The 2,242-nt window shown below is 76.1% G+C and carries 2 protein-coding genes; both read left to right on the top strand.

Annotated elements, in window-relative coordinates; translation table 11 throughout:
• Nucleotides 1-126 precede the first annotated feature (126 nt).
• Nucleotides 127-1,050, top strand: a complete 924-nt coding sequence (locus E1283_RS35540) for a hypothetical protein (RefSeq protein ID WP_132822287.1) — start codon at nucleotides 127-129, stop codon at nucleotides 1,048-1,050.
• Nucleotides 1,047-2,219 carry an ATP-binding protein gene (locus tag E1283_RS35535; protein ID WP_132822286.1) on the top strand — a complete coding sequence of 391 codons (1,173 nt, stop codon included), beginning with the start codon at nucleotides 1,047-1,049 and terminating at the stop codon, nucleotides 2,217-2,219. The genes E1283_RS35540 and E1283_RS35535 overlap by 4 nt, the downstream gene beginning before the upstream one ends.
• Nucleotides 2,220-2,242 lie beyond the last annotated feature (23 nt).

Genomic DNA, 2,242 nt, shown 5'->3' with positions numbered 1-2,242 from the left:
GCGTGCACCTTGAACGAGATGGCGCCCCGATTGCTGACAGGAGCCGGATGTGACGTGGGTCACCGAACCAGGGCGAGCGTCTGAGCCTCCGAGAGGTGCTTGAGCCTGCCCGCGACAGTCGAGACGGTGCCGAGCCGCGCCGAGCTGACCGCGGCCGTCACCGCGCTCGCCACCCTGGCCTACGGCCTGCCGCTCGACCACCCGCTGCGCGCCGCCCTGCCCGGCGCGCTCGACGGCCTGCGGCGCCGGCTCGCCGACCCCCGGCTCGTCCTCGACCTCGACCTCGAGTGGGCCGAGTCCGGCGGCTCGACCGCGCGGCGGCTCCGCCAGGCACACGGCCTGCCCGAGGCCGGCGGCTTCGGCGCCGACGGGCTGCTGCGGATCGGCGAAGCGCTCGTCGTCTTCCCCTGGTACGGCGCGACCGAGGCCACCTGGCTGCGCCCCGCCGGCCTCACCGGCCCCGACGACCCCGCCTTCGGCCTCCTCGAGGGCATCCTCGGCGTCGCCCGGGCCCGCTTCTCGCTCAATCAACTGCGCGTCGTCCTCGCGGACGACCTCGGCCGGGCCGTGCGCGCCGGCGGCGAAGGCGCCGCGGGCTACGCCCAGGACCCGCAGCGCAGCGTCCCCCACCTGGTCGCCGAGGCCGCCGCCCGGCACGGCCTCGGCGAGGACGCCGCCGCCGTCTACCTCCAGCTGCTCGCCCTGCCCGATCCCACGGACCGCAACCGCGTCCGCTGGACCGGCTGGAAGCCCGCCAGGGTCCGCCGGGCCAACGCCGAGCTGGCCGCCACCGACCTGGTGGTCACCGCCCAGCGCTCCCGGGCCGGCCGCCGCCTCTTCCTGCCCGGCGGCTGGGCCGAGCACCGCGCCCCGCTGCTGCCCGTCGAGACGTGGAAGGAAGCCCTCCACGGGCCCCACACCGGCACCTGGGGCGTGCCCCACCTGCCGGTCGCCGAGCTGTTCGAACGGGCCTGGGCACGCGTGCTCGACGGCGACGCGCCCGCCTACGAAGAGCTGATCACCCGTGCCACCAGGAAGGGCCGCCGATGACCGCCCCCGCGCCGATCTCCGCCGTACCGCGGCAGATCACCCCGCCCGAGGACGAGTTCGCCACCGAGCTGGCCTTCCTCGCCGCGCACGACGCCGGCCCGCGCCCGCCCGGCTGGCGGCTCACCCCCCGCGCCGTGGTCACCTTCGTGATGGGCAGCGGCGGCCAACCGCTCGCCCTCCCCGAGGAGTCGGCGGCCGCCGCCGAGCTGCCGCGCCGGCTGGTCGTCTCGCAGAAGTTCGTGGGGGAGCGGGCCCTGGTGGAGCGCTGCGTGATCACCCTCGCGGGGGAGCGGGGGCTGCTGCTCGTCGGCGAGCCGGGCACCGCCAAGTCCATGCTCTCCGAACTGCTCTCGGCCGCCGTCTGCGGCACCAGTGCCCTCACCGTCCAGGGCACCGCCGGCACCACGGAGGACCAGCTCAGGTACGGCTGGAACTACGCGCTGCTGTTGGCGAAGGGCCCGAGCCGCGAGGCCCTGGTGCCCTCCCCGGTGCTCACCGCGATGGCCACCGGGGCCGTCGCCCGGGTCGAGGAGATCACCCGCTGCCTGCCCGAGGTGCAGGACGCCCTGGTCTCCCTCCTCTCCGAGCGCCGTGTCGCCGTGCCCGAACTCGCCGGCACCGCGGACGCCCAGCTGCACGCCGCCCCGGGCTTCGCCCTCCTGGCCACGGCCAACCTGCGCGACAAGGGCGTCTCCGAGATGTCCGCCGCGCTCAAGCGCCGCTTCAACTTCGAGACGGTCGGCCCGATCCCCGACCTCGACGTGGAGACCGCCCTGGTGCGCCGCCAGTCCCGGGCCGCCGTCGAGCGCGCCGGCGCGCCCTACCAGGTGGACGACGCCGTCCTCGAAGCCCTGGTCACGGCCTTCCGCGACCTGCGTGACGGGCGGTCGGCCGAGGGCTGGGAGGTGGAGCGGCCCACCAGTGTGATGAGCACCGCGGAGGCCGTCTCGGTCGCGGGCTCGCTCGCCCTCGCCGCCGCCTACTTCCCCTCCGAGCGGGACGTACTCGGCCTGCTGCCTGGCCACCTGCTCGGCGTGATCCGCAAGGACGAGCCGGCCGACGCCGCCTGCCTCCGCGGCTACTGGGACGGAGCGGTCCGCCGCCGCGCCGAGCAGGGCTCGCAGACCTGGCGCACCCTCTGGGACCTCCGCTCGGCCCTGGAGGACTGACGGCGATGACCACCGCCCACCCG

The organism is Streptomyces hainanensis (genome assembly GCF_004348415.1).
GTDB lineage: Bacteria > Actinomycetota > Actinomycetes > Streptomycetales > Streptomycetaceae > Streptomyces > Streptomyces hainanensis.
This window is presented reverse-complemented; position numbering and strand designations above follow the sequence as displayed.